The 17865-nt window shown below is 64.3% G+C and carries 15 protein-coding genes and 2 tRNA genes; 5 read left to right on the forward strand and 12 right to left on the reverse strand.

What is annotated here, in order from left to right; genetic code table 11:
• Positions 1-305: 305 nt before the first annotated feature.
• The 8 genes from arsB to PVW27_RS01645 all read right to left on the reverse strand — a co-directional run bounded on the left by arsB (position 306) and on the right by PVW27_RS01645 (position 9973).
• Complete coding sequence (gene arsB / locus PVW27_RS01610) at positions 306-1334, reverse strand: ACR3 family arsenite efflux transporter (RefSeq protein WP_274554794.1); 1029 nt, start codon at positions 1332-1334, stop codon at positions 306-308.
• 225 nt (positions 1335-1559) lie between these two features.
• Positions 1560-2957, reverse strand: coding sequence for a M20 family metallopeptidase (locus PVW27_RS01615; RefSeq protein ID WP_274555075.1), 1398 nt, complete (start codon positions 2955-2957; stop codon positions 1560-1562).
• A 4-nt stretch (positions 2958-2961) separates the two neighbouring features.
• Positions 2962-4542, reverse strand: a complete 1581-nt coding sequence (locus tag PVW27_RS01620; RefSeq protein WP_274554795.1) for a gamma-glutamyltransferase — start codon at positions 4540-4542, stop codon at positions 2962-2964.
• Positions 4543-4546: 4 nt separating this feature from the next.
• Positions 4547-5542: an ABC transporter ATP-binding protein gene (locus PVW27_RS01625; protein WP_274554796.1), complete on the reverse strand. Its 996-nt coding sequence runs from the start codon at positions 5540-5542 to the stop codon at positions 4547-4549.
• Positions 5539-6537 carry an ABC transporter ATP-binding protein gene (locus tag PVW27_RS01630; protein ID WP_274554797.1) on the reverse strand — a complete coding sequence of 333 codons (999 nt, stop codon included), beginning with the start codon at positions 6535-6537 and terminating at the stop codon, positions 5539-5541. Before PVW27_RS01630 ends, PVW27_RS01625 begins: the two co-directional genes overlap by 4 nt.
• 3 nt (positions 6538-6540) lie before the next feature.
• On the reverse strand, positions 6541-7443 hold the full coding sequence (locus PVW27_RS01635) for an ABC transporter permease (RefSeq protein WP_274554798.1): 903 nt from the start codon (positions 7441-7443) through the stop codon (positions 6541-6543).
• Between the two features lies 1 nt (position 7444).
• Positions 7445-8362, reverse strand: coding sequence for an ABC transporter permease (locus PVW27_RS01640; protein WP_274554799.1), 918 nt, complete (start codon positions 8360-8362; stop codon positions 7445-7447).
• Positions 8363-8476: 114 nt separating this feature from the next.
• Positions 8477-9973 carry an ABC transporter substrate-binding protein gene (locus PVW27_RS01645; protein ID WP_274555076.1) on the reverse strand — a complete coding sequence of 499 codons (1497 nt, stop codon included), beginning with the start codon at positions 9971-9973 and terminating at the stop codon, positions 8477-8479.
• 183 nt (positions 9974-10156) lie between these two features.
• Between PVW27_RS01645 and PVW27_RS01650 the strand changes: the two genes are divergently transcribed.
• The 3 genes from PVW27_RS01650 to PVW27_RS01660 all read left to right on the forward strand — a co-directional run bounded on the left by PVW27_RS01650 (position 10157) and on the right by PVW27_RS01660 (position 13194).
• Complete coding sequence (locus tag PVW27_RS01650; RefSeq protein ID WP_274554800.1) at positions 10157-10939, forward strand: IclR family transcriptional regulator; 783 nt, start codon at positions 10157-10159, stop codon at positions 10937-10939.
• 145 nt (positions 10940-11084) lie between these two features.
• Positions 11085-12401 carry a hypothetical protein gene (locus PVW27_RS01655; RefSeq protein ID WP_432762046.1) on the forward strand — a complete coding sequence of 439 codons (1317 nt, stop codon included), beginning with the start codon at positions 11085-11087 and terminating at the stop codon, positions 12399-12401.
• 4 nt (positions 12402-12405) lie between these two features.
• Positions 12406-13194, forward strand: a complete 789-nt coding sequence (locus PVW27_RS01660) for an ATP-dependent Clp protease proteolytic subunit (protein ID WP_274554802.1) — start codon at positions 12406-12408, stop codon at positions 13192-13194.
• A 30-nt stretch (positions 13195-13224) separates the two neighbouring features.
• On the opposite strand, the gene PVW27_RS01665 is transcribed toward PVW27_RS01660, so the two are convergent.
• From PVW27_RS01665 to PVW27_RS01675, 3 genes are all read right to left on the reverse strand, one after another.
• Positions 13225-13300: transfer RNA gene (locus PVW27_RS01665), tRNA-Gly, on the reverse strand.
• A 3-nt stretch (positions 13301-13303) separates the two neighbouring features.
• Positions 13304-13379 (reverse strand) — tRNA-Gln (locus PVW27_RS01670).
• Between the two features lie 153 nt (positions 13380-13532).
• The gene (locus tag PVW27_RS01675) at positions 13533-15107 is read right to left on the reverse strand and encodes an ABC transporter substrate-binding protein (RefSeq protein WP_274554803.1); all 1575 of its coding nucleotides are present in this window, start codon (positions 15105-15107) and stop codon (positions 13533-13535) included.
• A 204-nt stretch (positions 15108-15311) separates the two neighbouring features.
• Between PVW27_RS01675 and PVW27_RS01680 the strand changes: the two genes are divergently transcribed.
• Positions 15312-15956 (forward strand): TetR/AcrR family transcriptional regulator, encoded by a 645-nt coding sequence (locus tag PVW27_RS01680; RefSeq protein WP_274554804.1) that lies wholly within the window; start codon positions 15312-15314, stop codon positions 15954-15956.
• A gap of 222 nt (positions 15957-16178) precedes the next feature.
• Positions 16179-16631: a GNAT family N-acetyltransferase gene (locus PVW27_RS01685; RefSeq protein WP_274554805.1), complete on the forward strand. Its 453-nt coding sequence runs from the start codon at positions 16179-16181 to the stop codon at positions 16629-16631.
• A gap of 33 nt (positions 16632-16664) precedes the next feature.
• On the opposite strand, the gene PVW27_RS01690 is transcribed toward PVW27_RS01685, so the two are convergent.
• Complete coding sequence (locus PVW27_RS01690; RefSeq protein WP_274554806.1) at positions 16665-17840, reverse strand: sialidase family protein; 1176 nt, start codon at positions 17838-17840, stop codon at positions 16665-16667.
• Between the last annotated feature and the right edge of the window lie 25 nt (positions 17841-17865).

Below are 17865 nucleotides of genomic sequence, written 5' to 3' on the forward strand. Positions count from 1 at the left end.
GCCAGTCGCCGCGCCGCCTCCGCCGCACTCAACCCCGCCGGGTCCGAGTCCAGCGCCGACAGACAGGCATCGGCAGACTGGCTGTGCGGATCGGTCAGCAGCATCGGACTCCTTTCAGCGGGCCTTTTCCGGCATCACCGCCATGCGCCACAAGTCGCATCGGCAACCTTGAGGATATCTGCCCCGCGCCGCGCAACCGCGCGTTGATGTAAATCAAACCGGGCGCGAAAGACCCCCTGCCATCGCAGCGACGCGGCGTATCGCCGTAGCATGGCGCAAATTGCGGCACGCGGGCTCGGGGTGGATCACGCCGCCTCTGACGGAAACCGGCCACGCGTGCGATTGGCAAACCAGACCAGCGACAGCATCACCGGCACCTCGACCAGCACACCTACCACAGTGACCAGCGCGGCCCCCGAGTTCAGCCCGAACAAACCGATGGCCACGGCCACCGCCAGTTCAAAGAAGTTGGACGTGCCGATCAACGCACAAGGGGCGGCCACGTTATGCGGCACGCGCCAGCGCCAGGCCCAGGCATAGGCGATGGCAAAGATCCCATAGGACTGGATCAGGATCGGAGTCGCCAGCAGCAGGATCAGGAACGGCCGGTCCAGAATGACATTCCCCTGAAACCCGAACAGCAGCACGACCGTCAGCAGCAAACCCAGCACCGAGGCGGGCTTGATCCGCGCCGTGAACCCCGCGACGGCCGCCTCACCCCCCTGCCGCATCAGCCGCGCCCGCGTGATCGCCCCCGCCGTCAGGGGCAGCACCACATAGAGCACGACCGACAGCACCAGCGTTTCCCACGGCACCGACAGTTCGGTCACACCCAGCAGAAGCGCCACAATGGGCGCGAAGGCAAAAACCATGATCACATCGTTGAGCGAAACCTGCACCAGCGTGTAGTTCGGATCCCCCTTGGTCAGTTGCGACCAGACAAAGACCATCGCGGTGCAGGGGGCCGCCCCCAACAGGATCAACCCCGCGATATACTGACCGGCATCCGCAGGGTCGATCAGGTCGGCAAAAACGTGATTGAAGAACAGCACACCCAGTGCCGCCATTGTGAAGGGCTTGATCAGCCAGTTCACGACCACGGTGATGATCAACCCCTTCGGACGCTCGCCCACCCGCCCAAGCGCGGTGAAATCTACCGCAACCATCATCGGATAGACCATCGCCCAGATCAGCACCGCCACCACAAGATTGACCGAGGCATATTCAACTGCGGCCAAAGCCGCAAAAACCCCTGGCAACAGGGTGGCCAGCACGATTCCCGCGATGATGCACAGGAAAACCCAAAGCGTCAGAAAGCGTTCAAAAAGGGACATGATCAATCGCCCTGCTCGGCAAGACACAGCACTCCGCGCCTTGCGTGACCTCACGCAACCTTAGACCGCCCCGCAGCAGGCAGGTCAACTGGTCTCGCTGATCCGCACGGGAAGCAGGGCTTCGCACGCCAGCCGAGGAGCGACGCACAGTCAATGCATCGCGACTCTGCCACCGCCGGTGTGACGGCGCCACCACGCTGCGGGCCGCGCCGCCAGCACTCCGTCTCAGGCGGCGTTGCGCGCGGGTGTGCCGCCCTCGCCCAGATCCCAGAACAGCCCCGCCATCAGGCGCAGCGCGTCACGGCACACGGGTTTGAGCACATGTTCATTCGGCGCATGCTGCGAGCAGCCGCGATAGGAATGCGGCACCCAGACCGTGGGCAGACCCAGAATGTCGGTGAAACTGTCATTGGGCAGAGATCCCGCAAGATTGGGCAGGATATGGGGCGCGCGCCCGGCGCTGCGTGTCAGGCTGTCGGCCACGAAGGCCACCCAAGGGTGATCCGGGTCCAGCCGTGTCGCGCGGAAGAACCCGCGATCATGCGGTTCGATCTGCACCGCCTCGAACCCATGCGCGTCCAGATAGCGGCGCAGCGCGGGCAGGATATCCTCGGGATCGGTCCCCACGACATAGCGCAACTGGCAGGTGGCTCGCGCATGGGCCGAAATCGCATTCACCGGGGCCTCGGGCACACCGCTTTTCATCGCAAGGATCGCAAAGCTGTTCCAGCCATAGGCCCGCTCGGCCGGAGTCAGGCTTTCCTCGCCCCAATCGGTGTCGATGGCCGGCCCGTCCTCGGCATGGATCGGCAGCCCGTCCAGAGCCTTGCGCACCGCCGGGGTCAGGCTGTCGGGGCGCCATTCCGGGATGCGGATCTGGCCGCGCGCGTCAGTGATCGTGGCCAAGGCCTGTGTCAGGATCATCGCGGGGTCCGCCAGCAATCCGCCCCAGTTGCCCGAATGATGCGCCCCCTCGCGCAGATCGACGATCAGATCAAAGGTCACCCCCCCGCGCGATCCCATGAACATCGTCGGCACATCCGGTTGCAGACGCGGCCCGTCCGAGGCGATCAGCACATCAGCGGTCAACCTGTCCTTCTGCGCGGCAAAGAACTCGGGCAGACCCGGCGATCCCGTCTCTTCGCTCATCTCGATCACGATGCGCACGTTGAAGCCAAGCCTGCCACGCGTGGCCAGAACCGCCTCTAGTGCGGCGATATTGATCAGATGCTGGCATTTGTTGTCCGCCGTGCCGCGCCCATACAGACGATCCCCCTCCTCAACCAGCGTGAACGGATGCAGCCCCTCGCGCCATTGGTCGGTCTGGGCACGGATCACATCGCCGTGGCCATAGGTCAGGATCGTGGGCAGATCGTCCCCTTCATGCCGCTCGCCGATCAGCAGCGGGCCGCCGCGCGGGTCGGGATTGGCAAAGATCGTGCAGGCAAATCCCAACGCGACCAGACGAGGCTCCATCGCCTCGGTCAGATAGCGCATCAGTTCCACGGCCTGGTTCGGGTTCTGGCTTTCCGTCTGAAAGCCGACAAGACCGGCCAGATCCGACTGGAAGCTGCCCCCGTCGAAGTAAGAGGAGATGGTCTCGATCGCGGTGTCACGGGTCATGCTGTCAGCTTTCATGGGTCATATCTTCGGAAATGGCGTCGCCCCAGGGCGACATGATCTCGGTGCAGCCGGAGTTCAGCTTTCCGCGCCGCATCACACCCGCCGGGCAGGCAAAGGCATAGGGAAAGATCGTCCGTCTGGTCGTCGTCACCTTATGCGTCTGGCGCAACCTGTCCAGCACTTCGCGCGGCAGCGCGTCATCGGCGATCAGCTGATCCCCTGACACATCCATGCGCGGCTGGTGGAAACTGTCTGCCAGATCCATGCCGAAATCGGTCACGCAAGACGAGAGCTGCGCCACAGCCCCCATGATCTTGCGCCCGCCGGATGCCCCAAAAGCGAAACGCCGCTCACCCTGTTCGCCGATCACCGGGCAGACATTCATCAGACAACGCTTACCGGGTCCCAGCGAATTGGGACGTCCCTGCACCGGATCGAACCACATGATCCCGTTGTTCATCAGAAATCCGGTGCTGGGCGACACGACGCGCGATCCAAAGATCGACAGCAGCGTCTGTGTCTGCGCCACCATATTGCCCTGCCGGTCCACGACCGAGAAATGGGTGGTGCAGCCCGGCGCCTCAGGGCTTTCACCAGTATCGCCCATTGATTCCAGCCGCGCCGCATAGGCCGATTGCAACGCCCCTGCCATCGCAGCATAGCTGTCAGCGCCCGGCCTGTCTCCCATCCGCGCCTCGGCCAGATGGGCAAAGGTATCGCGGAAGGTCGGCCCTGCCGTCAGCCCCGGCACCACATGAAACCGCGCATCGCGATAGGCAAAGCTCAGCGGATCATGAAAGCGCGCCTGATAGCCGCGCAGATCATCAACTGTCAGGCAGCCGCCCTTGGCCTGCACATCCGCCGCCATCGCCGCGCCCAGATCACCGTCATAAAGCGCACGCGCCCCATGCCGCGCGATCTGGTCCAGACTGTCGGCCATGCGGGACTGGTCCAGCCGCTTGTCCGCAAGCGCCGTCCAGCCGCTGATCGTGGGCCATTGCCCATCCTCAAGGAACAGCGCCGCCGCATCCGCATCCTTGGCCAGTTCGCGTGTGCAGGACGCGATGACCAGCGCCGCGAACCAATCCACCAGCAGGCCTTGCCGCGCATGGTCGATCGCCGGAGACACAAGCTCGGCCCAAGGCATCCGGCCATAACGCGCATGGGCTTGACCCAACCCGTCCACGACCCCCGGCACCGCAATGGCCGTGGCACCCTGCACGTTGCGGTCACCCTCCACATGCTCCCATGGAAACAGATCACCCGCCGCGCCGCGCCCGCTCAGCGGATAGTCGGCCGGATCAAGCGCCGCAGGCGCGCGCATCCCGTGGTTCAGCGCCACCGCCTGCCCTTGCTCGGCGCGCCACAGCATCATGGCCCCGCCCCCGGCAGGCCCGCTCATCCAAGGCTCCAGCACGCCGATCACGAAAGACGTGGCGACAGCCGCATCCACGGCATCGCCACCCGCCGCAAGAACCTCGGCCCCCGCCAGCGCGGCCAGCCTGTGCTGCGCGGCGACAACGCCATGTTCGGTTTCGATGACCGTCTTGCGGGTCACCATGCTGCGTGACAGGTTCAACGACATCTGATCATTCCTGCGCATACATGGCGGTTTGCGGATCATGCAGGTGACAGGCCACATGACCTTCGGGCGTATCGATGGACCGGGGGAATGTCCTGCGGCACAGATCCGTGGCGCGCGGACAGCGCGGGTGGAAGTGGCAGCCCGGCGGTGGCGCGATCGGATTGGGATAGGCCATGCCAAGCTGCGTATCGGGCACGCCCAGACCCGGCTCGGGCGTCAGAACCGATTTCAGCAGGGCCTGCGTATAGGGATGACGCGGCGCGTCGAACAGACCCGCCACGCTGTTCTCCTCGACGATCCGGCCCAGATACATCACAGCCACCCTTGTCGCCAGATGCTCGACCACGGCAAGGTTGTGGCTGATGAACAGATAGGTCAGACCGAACTCGCGCCGCAGATCGCCCAGCAGGTTCAGAATCTGGCTCTGCACCGACACATCCAAAGCCGAGGTCGGCTCGTCGCAGATCACCACCTCGGGCTTCATGATCAGCGCGCGGGCAATCGCGACCCGCTGGCGCTGACCGCCCGACATCTGGCTGGGAAAGGTGTTCATCACCCGCGCGGGCAGTCCCACCACATCCAGAATCTCGCGCACCTGCTTGGTCCGGCTCGCCTCATCCCCGATCCCATGCACCCGCAAGGGCAGCGAGATGATGTCGTAAATGCTCTTGCGCGGGTTGAGCGAGGAATAGGGGTCCTGAAAGATCGGCTGAATCCGCCGCGCCAGCGCCAGCCGTCCCTGCGCCGAGATATCCTCGCCATCCACCAGCACCTGTCCCGCCGTCGGAGCCTCCAGTCCCAGCAGGATCTTGGCCAGCGTGGACTTGCCGCAACCGGATTCCCCCACCAGTCCCAGAACCTCGCCCCGGCCCAGTTGCAACGACACGTCATTGACGGCTGTCAGCGGCTTGACGCCACCGAACAGGCCCTGCTTGACGCGATAGGTCTTGGTGACGCCCGACAGTTCCAGAACCGGGCTTTGGGTCACGGTATCTTTCATGCCGTCAGCTCCTTCTCGTCATGGCGCTTTCCATCGGGGAAAATGCAGCGGAACGCATGATCTCCGTCCACGCGTTTCGGTATGGGGCCGCGACACTCCATCGTCGCATGCGGACAGCGCGTGCGGAACACGCAGCCCTCCACCGCGCCCACCAGAGACGGCACGATGCCCGGAATGGTGCCCAACTGGCTGCCCCGCGCGGTCTTGCCGGGCAAGGGAATGCAGCGCAACAAGCCCCGCGTATAGGGATGCGTGGGCGCGTTGAAGATCTCGCCCACCGGGCCGGTCTCGACCAGCTCGCCCGCATACATGACCGCCACCTTGTCCGCGACCCGCGCCACGACACCCAGATCGTGGGTGATCAGGATCATCGCCATGTTCATCTCGCGCCCTAGATCATGCAGCAACCGCAGGATCTGCGCCTGAATGGTCACATCCAGCGCCGTCGTCGGCTCATCCGCGATGATCAGTTCCGGCTCGCACATCAGCGCCATCGCGATCATCACCCGCTGCCGCAACCCGCCCGACAACTGATGCGGATATTGCGACAGCCGGCTTTCCGCCGCCGTGATCCCCACCTTTTCCAGCAGTTCAACCGCCCGCGCCCGCGCCGCGGCCCGCGTCACATTGCGGTGCAACAGCAACGCCTCGGCCAGTTGATCCCCGATCGTATAGGCCGGGTTCAGCGAGGTCATCGGCTCCTGAAAGATCATCGCCATCCGCGCCCCGCGCAGCGACCGCATCTTGCGGCTGTCCGCCGTGGTCAGTTCCGTCCCGTCAAAGGTCATGCGATCCGCGCTGCGCTTGATGCCCTTGCCCAGCAGCCCCATCAGCGCCAGCGAGGTCAGGGATTTCCCCGATCCGCTTTCACCCACGATGCACAGAGTCTCGCCCCGGTTCAGGTCGAAATCGATGCCGCGCACCGCATGCAGCGTGCCGCTGCCCGTGGGGATGTCCAGCGTCAGGTTGCGGACACTCAGAAGAGGTTCAGACATCGGTCAGCTCCGGTTCTCAGGGGCGGTGACATCGCGCAGACCGTCACCCATCAGGTTGATCGCCAGCACCAGCACGAACAGCACCGCGCCGGGGATCAGCACCAGCCATGGCTCGAACAGCATCATGTTCTTGCCCTCGGACACCATCAGACCCCAGCTTGGCGTCGGCGGCTGCACCCCCAGACCAAGGAAGGACAGCGCCGCCTCCAGCAGGATCGCATGGGCCATTTCCAGCGTGACCACCACGATCAGGTTGTTGGCGATGTTCGGCATGATCTCGGACAAAAGGATGCGCGGGGTCGAGGCGCCAATGACCTGCGCCGCCGCCACATATTCGCGCCGCCGCACTTGCATGGTGGACGCGCGCATGACGACCGCGAAACGATCCCACAGCAGCAGGCCCAGAACCACGATCACCACCTCCAGCGATCCGCCAAGGATCGCGACCACGGCCAGCGCCACCAGCACCACGGGCATGGCCAGCCGCACATTGATCAGGAATGTCACGACAGTATCGACCTTGCCGCCGAAATAGCCCGCAGCCACGCCCATCGCCGTGCCGATCACACCGGAAATCAACGCCGCCACCGCCCCGATCAGCAGCGACACCCGCGCGCCATAGATCAGCCGCGACAGATAATCCCGCCCCAGATGGTCAGTGCCCAATGGATGGTCCCACGAGCCCCCCATGAACACAGGCGGCTCCATCCGCGTCATCAGGCTTTGGGCATAGGGATCATGCGGAGCCAGCCACGGCGCGAAGATCGCAACCAGCGTCAGCAGCAGCAGAACCACCAGACCGATCAGCAGGCCCTGATGCCCAAAGACGCGCTTGCGCAGCATCTGCCCCGGCGTGGGGCCCGTGATCTCGTTTAGCAAACGGTCATGCGATGTCACATCAGCCATGTCAGCTGCTCCTCATGCGGGGATCAAGCCAGGCGTTCAGCACATCGGCCAGAAAGGTGAACACGATGTAGAACATCGAAAAGATCAGGATCAGCGCCTGCACGGTCGGCAGGTCGTTGCGCGCGATGCTCTCCCAGGCCAGATACCCGGCCCCGTGCAGCGCAAAGATCGACTCCACCACGATGGACCCGCCCAGCATGAAGCCCATCTGCACGGCGGCCAGACTGACCACCGGGATGATCGCATTGCGCAGCGCATGGCGGAACAGAACGCGCGTCTCGTTCGCGCCCTTGGCCCGCGCCGTGCGGATGTAGTCGGAGGACAGCACATCCAGCATCCCCGCCCGCGTCAGGCGCATGATGGCGGGCATCGCGTAATAGCCCAGCACGATGGTCGGCATCACGAAATGCCGCCATGTCCCGGTGCCCGATGGTGGCAACCAGCCCAGCTGGATGGCAAAGACCACGATCAGGATCAGACCGAACCAGAAGCTTGGCATCGCCTGCCCCGCGACCGAAATGAAAAGTGCGGCACGGTCAATCAGCGAATTGGGCCGGATCGCCGCCACCACACCCAGGGGCACGGCCGTCAGCAGCGCGAAACTGATCCCGCAGACACCCAGCAGCATCGTCACGCCCAGCCTGTCCGCAATCAGCGACGCCACCGGCAGCTTGAAGTAGTAGCTTTCGCCGAAATCACCCCGCAGGGCGGACCAAAGCCATTCGCCATATTGCACCAGCATGGGCCGGTCGAAGCCATAAAGCCTGCGCAGCGCCTCGATATCCTCGCCACTCGCGGTTTCCCCCGCAAGCGCCGCCGCCGGATCACCCGACAGGAACAGCAGGCTGAAGCTGATAAAAGACACGGTGAAGGCGACAAGGACAGCCAACCCAAGCCGTTTGAGTATGAAGTGAAGCACGGGATCAATCACCTTGGATTTGCGCAGCAGACCCTTGGCCGCTGCGTATGATCTTGGCCCAACGGTCCGGGCCAGTCAGAATGCGGGGGCGCACAGGCACCCCCGCAACAGGTCTCAGTTCCAGGTCATCGTGGTGAAGCGCAGCACCTCATCCGCCGTCGGCGTATAGGCCACCTCGTTGGTATAGACATAGTTGGTGTTGTACGAGAACATCGGCGCCCAATACGCTTCTTCCGTGATACGCTCGATCGCCTTGGCATAGTTCTCCTTGCGCACCTCGGGATCGGTCGAGCTGTCCGCGATGTCCAGATACCCAAGCGTTTCGTCGTCACGTGCATCATCCAGCGATCCGTGCTTGAAGAACTGGCTGACCATGGCCGAGGCGTCATTGACCGAGTAGCTGCCCCATGTCTGGAACGAGATCGGGGTCTCGCCCTTCATGTTCAGCTCGCGCAGGGCCGAATACTGCAACATCTTGAAGTTGGTCTGGATACCGACCGCATTCAGATAGCTCGAGATCGCCTCGGCATATTCACGGTCGCGATAGGCATAGAAATCGGTGGTGAACCCGTCCGGATAACCGGCCTCGGCCAGCAGGGCCTTGGCCTTTTCGGGATCATAGTCATAGGACACCGCCGCATCCACATCACAGCCGAACTGGCTGGGGAAACAGGGGGTCGAGATGACCTGCGACTTGCCCTTGAGCAGCGCCTCAACCAGTTCCTCGCGGTTGATCGCATGGTTGACCGCCTGACGCACACGGATATCCGTGAACGGTCCCTCGCCCGACCGCCCGGCGGCATCCATCGCCAGATAGCCCACGCGCATCGTGGATTCGTTGGCCACCGTGAACTGCCCCATCTGCTCCAGTTTCTCGGACTGGTCCGAAGGCACCTGCCAGATCATGTCAAGCGTGCCGCTGAACAGCTCCGCGATCTGGGTGTTCACGTCGGGAATGGTGCGGATATCCACCTTGCCGATGGTCGGCTGACCCTTGGGGCTGTCGTGATAGCCCTCATATTTCTCAAGCACGAAATGCTGACCGGGGGTGACATCCACGACCTTGTAGGGTCCCGTGCCCACCGGCTTCAGCCCCATCCCCTCGGGACCGGCCTCGGCATAATAGTCGCTGGGATAGATCGATACCGGACCGGACAGGAATTCGATGGCCGCGGGGAACTTCTCCTTCAGCATGATGCGGACGGTATAATCGTCCACCTTCTCGGCGGATTTCATCCAGTTCACGTTGCGCTGCGTTTTCACGCCATTCGCCTCGTCCGCGACATAGTTGACGGTAAAGACCACGTCATCGGCGGTGAAATCGGACCCGTCATGGAATTTGACGCCTTCGCGCAGCTTGAACTCGATGGTCGTGTCGTCGATCCACTCCCAGGCGGTGGCCAGATTGCCCTTGTATTCATTGGTGACCGGATCGCGATAGATCAGCCCGTCCCAGACGGCACGCTGAAGGACAACGCCCTCGCGGGACGAGTTGAAGTAGCTGTCAACATTCTCCAACTCCTTGGTAAAGGCCAGACGCAGCGTGTCATTCGCCTTGTCCGCCCATGCAGCGCCCGTCGCGGCTGCCAGAGCGATGCCTGCGACCGACATTTTCAAGACCGTTAGTTTCATTGCCAGCTCCCTGATGTCGCGGAGTGCGATCCGCTTTCCATTTGACGTCAAGCAAGTATCATAATATGATATTATGAATTGCTATTTAGTTATTAAATTCCGATTAACGCCGGGGCGTCAAGGCTCCGGGTAACGGTTTTGTGACGCGGCGGGGGCAAGCGATTGGAAAAGAAACAAAATACACTTTTCGTCGGGTCACTGGCCAAGGGGCTGCGGCTCCTGCGGGCCTTCGATGAAACCCATACCGAACTGTCTCTGACCGATCTGGCGCTGCGCACGAATCTGGACAAAAGCGCCGTCCAGAGGCTGGCCAACACCCTCCATGTCGAGGGAATGCTGGACAAGGACCCGGTCACGCGCCGCTTCCGCCCCTCGCATGCCTGGCTGGAACTGGCCTATGCCTATTACTGGTCCGATCAACTGGTCGGACAGGCCATCCCCAAACTGATCGACCTGTCGCAGGATCTGGGCGAAACGGTCAATCTGGCCGAACTTTCCGGCGACCACATCATCTATGTCAGCCGCCTGCCCTGCAAACGCACCTATTTCGCCGCGACCGTGATCGGCCGCCGCCTTCCCGCGCTCTCGACCTCCGGCGGACGCGCGATGATCGCCACCTTACCGCCAGAAGAGCGCGAAGCCGCCATCCGCACCTGGCCGCTCAAGGCGTTCACCTCACAGACGACCCTCGACCGCGACTCGATCCGCGACAGCATCAACATCGCTGTCGAAAAGGGATATGCGATCTCCTCCGGGCAGATGATCCTGTCCGAAATCGGCGTGGCCTGCCCGATCACGGGACCCAGCGGCCGCGCCTTCGCCGCCGTGCAATGCTCGGTCTCGGCCCATACCTGGACCCATGCCCGCGTCGAGGCGGAAATCCTGCCAAGGCTGCAAGACACCGCCAACGCCATCTCGCCCTCCTCGCAGGCCCATCGTCGCTGATCAAAGCAGCCCGCATCTCGGGCGGAACACAGCCGCATCACGGAAAACTTGTTTGTGCAGGCCCGCGTTTCCGGCAATCCTGCCCTGTGAAGCGCGGCCGCCCGGCCGTGCCGCCGGGCGGGCCAGTGCCGCGCGCCCCCGCAGGATGAGGTGTGATGTGAGTGAACGAACGCGCAAGTTGACAGCCAGCGAGGCCAAGGGCCTGCGCACCGCCAAAGAACTGGAAGGGCATCTGGCTTGGCTCGACACCTTCACCCCCGCTGCGCTGGGCGTTCTGGCCGTCGCCTCGGGCATCTATACCTATCTCGGCGTGTCCTCTCTGCTTGAAGACACGGGGGCCATGTCCTTCTTTGCGGCGGTCGCCTATTCCATCGCCGTCTCGGTCGGCATCTTCGTATTCTGGAGCTACATGCTGCGCCTGCTGCCCGCGATGCGCAGCGCCACGGGCTTCATCGGGCTCACGATCTCGACCTTCGTCGGCTCGCTGGCCATCATCGCGATGTCCAGTTGGCTGAACGCCGCCGCCCTTGCAGGGTCGGCCGCCGTCGAACAGCATCTGGAAAACACCGTGCGCGACTATCAGGCCGCACTGGAGCAATCCCACGAGATCGCCCTGTCCGGTCAGGCGCTGGCCCGCGAGGTGCAGCGCGCCCGCGAGGCGTTCGAGGCGCTGGCCGATCAGGAACGTTCGGGCGCCTTGTCCGGCACTGGTGGCGAAGGCGCGGTATTCAGGGTGTTGACGCAGAAAACCGAAGAACTGCGCAATCTGGAAGGCCAGATCGCCGAACAGCAACCCCTGATCTCGACCGCCTTTGCCGATGGCAATGCCATTCTGGGCCGCATGCGCGCCCTGACCGTGGCACCCGGCCCGGTCGAACAGCGCTCGGTCGCCTTTTCCGAGGAAAGCGTGCGTCTGGCCGGCGTCATCGCCAGTCTGAACCAGTATTCCGTCGCCCCCCTCGTCGCCCGCGCCGCCGAGGATCTGCCCGCCTCGGTCGTGCTGCCCGAACTCGACGGGCGCAGCGCTGCCATCCGCGAGGCACAGTCCTCAACCATCGGCTCGGTCCTGAACGCGCTGGATCAACGCAGCCTGACCCTGCGCCGCGCCGCCGACGAGGTGCTGGCCATCGACCCGCCGCAAGAGACCGCCTATAACCCGATCTCCAGCGCCGATGCCGTGATACGCTATGCGGGCAATTTCGTGCCCTCCTGGGCCGGGGCGATCGCCATCGACCTGCTTCCGGGCATTCTGGTTTTCGTGCTGGCCATCACGCAGGCCGCGATCCGCAACGGGCGCGACGGGCTCAGCATCGAGGAAACCCTGACGCTCGCCGATCTCAAGGCCGCGATCAACGCGATGAAGGATGTCGAAGCCTCGATGGGCGCCGCCGATGCCGAGATCCTGCGCCGCGCCATGCCGCAAGACCCGGACAGCGACGCCAGACTGAAAGCGGCAGAGTAACCCCGTGCTGGACCGGCTCGCCACACCCCGCATGACCATCGGCAAGGGTCTGAAATGGGCGCTCATCGCGCAGGCCGTTCTGGCCGCCTGTCTGGTCGTCGCGGATATCGACGCGCGCTGGTGGCCGCGCCTTGCGGATCAGCGCGACCTGCCCACAGGCCCCGCCTCACCCGGCGATCAGGTCCGCCATTACGATCCCGCCCGCCTGCAACCCGGTTTCACCGACCGCACAAACATGCCCGATATCGACATGCCCGACGACATGCCCACGCGGCTGGAATTCAGCATGATCCCGACGGACGCCGCCGACCAGACGCTGCTGATCCTCGGCATGATCAATGCGGGCGACGCGGATCGCTTCGCCGCGCATCTGGCCAGTCTCGAGACACCGCCCGCGACCATCGCGTTGAACAGCCCGGGCGGGATGGTCAGCGAAGCCCTCGCCATCGGCCGTCACCTGCGCGGGACAGAAGCGGATACCGTGATGCTGCCCGGCATGGTATGCCTGTCCTCCTGCCCCTACATCTTCGCCGCCGGCGAAACGCGACGCGCCTCACGCGACGCGGCCTTGGGCATGCATCAGCATTTCTACGACGCGCCGGGCTACATGCCCGCCTTTCTGGCGGTGGAAAGGGTCCAGCTGGGTCAGGGCCAGACCCTCGACTACCTGATCGAAATGGGCATAGATCCGGGCCTGATGCGCTATTCCCTGAACACACCGCCCACGGATATCTACCTGTTGGTGGAACAGGAATTGCTCGACACCCGTCTTGCGACCGAAATGATCGACTGACAGGCAAACCATCATGGACCGGGCTGGAATTGGAGCGGCGAACCGGCTTCGAACCGGCGACCTTCGGACTGGAAAACCGACGCGCTTCCACCTGAGCTATCGCCGCCCATGGTGCTCCCGGCAGGACGCGCCTGCCACAAACCGGGGTCAAATCCGGAAGCTCGATCCAATCAAGCGACAGGAGCGGGTGTCAGCCCCGTCCTCGTCCGCGATGTGAAAGCGTCATGGCCATCGTGGCACCCTGCATTGGATCACGCCTCCAAATGACGCTGTCACCGCATGCCCTGCAACAGGGTCCGCCGCGAGAACCGCCGCGAACCCTGCCCCAAGGCCGTGCCTCAGTTCACCGTCACCCAGCGCAGCATGAAGAAATTGTCCGGGCGCTGCACAAGGTCGATCCCGTCGCGCGCCGCCCATGCCAGCGGCTCGGTATAAAGCGGCACATAGGCCACCTCCTCCTGCAGGATCGCTGCCACCTCGTCCAGCATGGCTTGCCGCTTGTCCGCGTCCAACTCCTGCTGGATCAGCGGCAACAGCTCATCCACGCGCGCGTTGGAATAGCCGCCGAAATTCCATGTGCCCCGCGTGCCATCGGGCGTGGCCGCCAGAAAACGGATCGGATGTTCGGCATCAAAAGTGCCCGGCGACCAGCCCAGCAGGAACATGTCGTAATTCCCCTCGCGCAGCTCGGTCCAGTAGTTGCGCACCGGCATCGTCTCCAGCCGCGCATCCAGACCGGCCCGCTGCAACATGCCGGTGATCGCCTGACAGACCGCCTCATCGTTCAGATAGCGGTCATTCGTGCAGCGCAGCCCAAACGAAAAGCCCTCCCCATACCCGGCCTCCGCCATCAGGGCCTTGGCCGCCGCCTCGTCAAAGGCAGGCCGCGCCGCGTTTGCCTCGGAATAGCCCGACAATCCTGCCGGTTGCAGCTGGCTGGCAGGTTCCGCCATGCCGGACATGAGAACCGTGTTGATCGCGTCCACGTCGATCGCCTGCGCCACGGCGCGACGCACGCGCACGTCCTGAAACGGGTTCACCCCGGTCGTTTCCACGGAATAGGTCAGACTGTCCTTGCTGTGCCCAAATCCCAGCATGATGACCCGCGCCTCGATCCCCTCATAGGTCTGGATACCGTCCGTCTCACGCAGCCGCGCCACATCGCGGATCGGGATCGGCGACAGCATATCCACCTCGCCCGACAACAGCGCCGCCAGACCCGTCGCCGCATTCTCGATCGGATTGAACACCGCCTCGGTGATGTTGTGCTCCGCCTCGTCCCACCAGTCCGGATTCGGGACCAGCCGGATCTCGACCCCCGGATCACGCGCCGTCAGGATGAACGGGCCGGTCCCGTTCGTGTTGCGGGTGGTGAATTTCTCCTCGTCCCGCGCGGGCACTTCGGCCCCGTTCGCCTCTGTCCAGCCACGATCAAGGATCATCCAGTTGGCGATACTGTCGGGAAACAGCGGATTGGGGGCCGCGGTGATGAAATCGACGGTGAAATCATCCACCACCCGCACCTCGGTCACCGGGCTGAACCAGGATCGCACATCGGACTGCTCGGATTTGGCGCGTTCATAGGAGAACAGCACGTCATCGGCGGTGAAATCCTCGCCACCATGGAATGACACCCCCTCGCGCAGCGTGAACCGCCACCCCGCCTCGGCCCCGTCCAAAGGCTCCCATGCTGTCGCCAGAGACGGCACGATCGTCATGTCCTTGTCACGGCGCACCAGCCCTTCATAGACATTGTTCAGAAAGGACGTGACCGGCGCCACATTGGCCGCATGCGGGTCCATGGTCTGCGGATCGGTGGTGCTGGCCCAGCGGAACGTCTCGGCCTGCGCGGTGGCGGCAAATCCGATCGCGCAAAGCGCGGTCGCGGTCAGAAGTCTCGAGCGTGGAGTCATCTTGGGGGGCCTTTCCTTCAGGAGCCGGTGATCCGGGCTGATTTGCAGAATGATCATTCTGAAAATCATGCGAAGAAAACCGGCCCGACACAAGCCTGAATGTCCGCAAGCCTCCGGGGCGCAAGGCACGCAAGACATTTCATCATTTGAATGGATCGTCCCCAGCAGATAGACAGGGCCGCAGGTCCTCATCACGGTGACATCATGACCAGACCCGCGCCGGACAGCCCATCCCATTCCAGACCACGCGGTCGCCCCCGTATGGTGGCACCGCAGCAGGCGCTGGATGCGGCGGTGCAGGTGTTCTGGTCCGAAGGCTATGACGGCGCCTCGATCACCCGCCTCAGCCGCCGGATGCGCCTGCCCAAGGCCAGCCTCTATCAAGCCTATGGCGACAAGGAGGGGCTGTTTCTGGCCAGCATCGCCCGCTATGCCGAAACGCGCCTCGCCCCGCTTGCACAGACGCTCGGGCCACATGGCAGCCTCGCCGCCGATCTGCGCGCCTTCTTCGACGCGGCCACCAGACTGGCCACAGCGGACCCCGCCACGCCGGGCTGTCTCATCTCCTGCGTGCTGGCTGATGCCGCGGGCACCAACCCGCGCCTGCGCGTGGAACTGGCCGCCCGCTTCACGGCCCTCGAAACCCGCCTCCATCAAAGGCTTGTGGCCGGACAGGACGAACTGACCAGCCCCACAGATCCCGCGACACTGGCAGTGCTGCTGGCCTCGGTCGCGCGGGGCCTTATGCTGCGCGCGCGGGCCGGCGCGGATCACGCCACCCTGCAGGCCGTGGGGCGGGCTGCCGTCGATCTGCTCTGCCCACCGGACAAGCCGACAACAGCACGGTGATCCCCTCGCCCGGCACGCGGCCACATGGCACACGCACATCGTCCCCTTGACCTGACAGCATAGACCACCCCCGTTGACGCCTCGGACAACGGCGCATACCATCGCACCACCCCAAAGACGGAGAGTGATGCGCAGAGGTCCCGACTGATCCCGCAGGACGCGGCATGACCCGGCCCTGACAGGTGGCCGACCTTTTCGCATGATCACATCTTCGGAGGTCTCATGACAGACCACAGCATCATCATCCGTCCCTTCGACAAGGTCACAGACACAGACACTCTTGTCGAAATCTGGCTGCGCGCCTCGTTGCAGGCGCATGCCTTCCTTGGGCCGCAGCGCCTGCGCGCCCAACAACACCTGATCCGCGCGACCTACCTGCCTATGGCCCGGACATCGGTGGCCTGCCTTGGCACCGTGCCAATCGGGTTCATCAGTTTGCTGGATGAACACATCGGCGGGCTTTTCGTGGCCCCCGACATGCACAGGCACGGCATCGGGCGACGGCTCATCGCGCAGGCCAAGCAGCAGCACAAAAGGCTGTCGCTGGATGTCTATTCCGCCAACACGCAGGCCATGCGCTTCTACCGCGCGCTCGGCTTTCAGGAATCTGCGCGCCATCCCCACGACGCGCAGGGACTGCCATTCGAGACAGCCACGCTGCACTGGCAGGCCTGACCTGTCCCGCCCGTCATCTGTCCGCCCGGCCCGTCAGCCGGCCACCGCGCCCCGGCGGTCCAGCACCTCGACGGCCAGAATGGTGGGCAGGTGGCGGGCGATCTCGGCCCATGTGTCGCCCTCATCCGTGCTGGCAAAGACCGACCCGCTGTTGGTGCCGAAATACAGCCCCGCCGGATCGCGCTGATCCCCGGCCATGGCCTGCCGCAGCACCGTGAAGTAGCAGGACTCCTGCGGCAGCCCTGTCCGCAGATCCGCCCATGTCCGTCCGCCATCGCGCGACCGCCACACGGCCGCCGCCGCATCGGGCGGATAGCGCCCCGCCATGTCGCCGTTCAGCGGCAGCGTCCAGATCGTGTCCGGATCGCGCGGATGCACCCGGATCGGAAAGCCGAAGGTCGAGGGCAGCCCCGCCGTGATATCGTCCCAGCTCCGCCCCCCGTCCGCCGAGCGCCAGACACCGTGATGGTTCTGCTGATAAAGCACATCCTCGCCCCCCGGCGCGCGCATCATGTTGTGCACGCAATGTCCGGTCTCGCCCCCCTGTGGCGCGGCAGGATGGTCGTGATGGTGATGCGCCCCGGCATTGGACAGCCGGTTGCGCCGCTCCCAATTCTGCCCGCCATCCTCGCTGGCAAAGACCCCTGCCGCCGAAATCCCCACCCAGATCTTCTGGGGCGCCGCAGGATCGGTCACGATCGTATGCAGCACCAGCCCCGCCCCGCCGGGGGTCCAGCTCTCGGCCGAAGGGTGATCGGTCAGACCCTCCACCCTCTGCCAGCTTGCCCCGTGATCGCGGCTTTCCAGCAAGGCTGCCGGTTTCATCCCCGCATAGAGCCTGCCATGCGCATGGCACAGCGACCAGACCTGTTCAAAGCTGTCCCCGAATGGCACGGGCGCATCGTTCCAGCCGATCATCGCAGCGAAATCGGGATCCTGCGCGGCCCAATCGTCCATCTGGCCCTTGCTCAGCCTGACCAGCGCCCAGCTTTGCCCGCCATCCGCCGACCGCCAGATGCCGGCCCCCTGAAACGCGCCGCCGCCCCCGGCCCAGAGCATACCGCTTTCCGCATCGCCCACCACATGATTGATCGGCCATCCATCGCAACAAGGCCCGGTCACCCGCCAGCCGCTGCGATCACCATCGTCCCGGATCAGAAACGCCCCCTTCGTTGTCCCCACAAGGATCACGATGCCATCCGACGCCATAAGCCGCCCCTCCGCACAAGGATGG

Origin of the sequence: Seohaeicola sp. 4SK31 (genome assembly GCF_028802875.1) — a bacterium.
Classification (GTDB): domain Bacteria; phylum Pseudomonadota; class Alphaproteobacteria; order Rhodobacterales; family Rhodobacteraceae; genus Seohaeicola.

Coding starts and splice junctions, on each gene's coding strand:
- PVW27_RS01615 (WP_274555075.1), bottom strand. CDS start 2,957: ATGACCCGTGACACCGCGATCGAGACCATCTCCTCTTACTTCGACGGG.
- arsB (WP_274554794.1), bottom strand. CDS start 1,334: ATGTCCCTTTTTGAACGCTTTCTGACGCTTTGGGTTTTCCTGTGCATC.
- PVW27_RS01675 (WP_274554803.1), bottom strand. CDS start 15,107: ATGACTCCACGCTCGAGACTTCTGACCGCGACCGCGCTTTGCGCGATC.
- PVW27_RS01630 (WP_274554797.1), bottom strand. CDS start 6,537: ATGTCTGAACCTCTTCTGAGTGTCCGCAACCTGACGCTGGACATCCCC.
- PVW27_RS01620 (WP_274554795.1), bottom strand. CDS start 4,542: ATGTCGTTGAACCTGTCACGCAGCATGGTGACCCGCAAGACGGTCATC.
- PVW27_RS01685 (WP_274554805.1), top strand. CDS start 16,179: ATGACAGACCACAGCATCATCATCCGTCCCTTCGACAAGGTCACAGAC.
- PVW27_RS01655 (WP_432762046.1), top strand. CDS start 11,085: ATGAGGTGTGATGTGAGTGAACGAACGCGCAAGTTGACAGCCAGCGAG.
- PVW27_RS01680 (WP_274554804.1), top strand. CDS start 15,312: ATGACCAGACCCGCGCCGGACAGCCCATCCCATTCCAGACCACGCGGT.
- PVW27_RS01625 (WP_274554796.1), bottom strand. CDS start 5,542: ATGAAAGATACCGTGACCCAAAGCCCGGTTCTGGAACTGTCGGGCGTC.
- PVW27_RS01690 (WP_274554806.1), bottom strand. CDS start 17,840: ATGGCGTCGGATGGCATCGTGATCCTTGTGGGGACAACGAAGGGGGCG.
- PVW27_RS01645 (WP_274555076.1), bottom strand. CDS start 9,973: ATGTCGGTCGCAGGCATCGCTCTGGCAGCCGCGACGGGCGCTGCATGG.
- PVW27_RS01635 (WP_274554798.1), bottom strand. CDS start 7,443: ATGGCTGATGTGACATCGCATGACCGTTTGCTAAACGAGATCACGGGC.